Genomic DNA, 653 nt, shown 5'->3' with positions numbered 1-653 from the left:
CGGCTTCGCCGCCGCTTAACTCTAGCGTTATGCCTAAAAGCAGGGGAGACACATGCGATTCAGGAATCTTGCAATTTTATTGGTTGTTCCGTTCTTGCTTAATGCCTGCGCGACCGCGCGCATTGCGCAGTCAGCCCGAGGCAGTTATGCCGGACCGCCGATACACACAATCGCGTTCGCACCTGGTGGCGGAGCGCTCGCGGATGCAATTGGCGTCGAGCTTTTCAATGACGGTATCAACGTGGTCGACTCCAATCAGACAACCGCCATTCTTGGCCACGTTGGGATCTCGGAAATTCAAATCGCAAGCCCGGAAAGCTACGCTGCACTCAGCAAGGCTGGAGTCGACGCGGTGTTGGTAGTCAAGGGTGTCATGTCCCAAGACGGCACGCCTGAAAGTGCGAGCGTTCGTCTTACCAGTGTGTCTCGCGGCGAAGTGATTGCCGGACTTACGTGGCAAAATGGCTGGGGCGGCATGCGTGGTTCTATGGCCGATCGCACGATGCGAAAGAACCTTTCAGATGCATCGTCAGAAATTAGTTCCGCTCTGTTGAAACGCATCAGGTAGCGGCATAACAACGCGGTCAAGCGGACGCGCGAAAAGCCGCGCGCCGCTTACCTCCAGCGTTAGGGATGGTCTGATCAATTAAGTT

At 55.7% G+C, this 653-nt stretch carries 1 protein-coding gene; it reads left to right on the top strand.

What is annotated here, in order from left to right; all coding sequences use genetic code 11:
• Window positions 1–52 precede the first annotated feature (52 nt).
• Window positions 53–568 carry a hypothetical protein gene (locus tag UU7_RS18530; RefSeq protein ID WP_157582420.1) on the top strand — a complete coding sequence of 172 codons (516 nt, stop codon included), beginning with the start codon at window positions 53–55 and terminating at the stop codon, window positions 566–568.
• Window positions 569–653: the final 85 nt, after the last annotated feature.

Source organism: Rhodanobacter spathiphylli B39 (assembly GCF_000264295.1).
In the GTDB taxonomy this organism is placed as follows: domain Bacteria; phylum Pseudomonadota; class Gammaproteobacteria; order Xanthomonadales; family Rhodanobacteraceae; genus Rhodanobacter; species Rhodanobacter spathiphylli.
Note: the sequence above shows the minus strand (reverse complement) of the source record. Positions and strands in the feature narration are given on the sequence as shown.

Bases quoted from the DNA above. Each gene is read 5' to 3' on its own strand.
- UU7_RS18530 (WP_157582420.1), top strand. From the start codon at position 53: ATGCGATTCAGGAATCTTGCAATTTTATTGGTTGTTCCGTTCTTGCTT.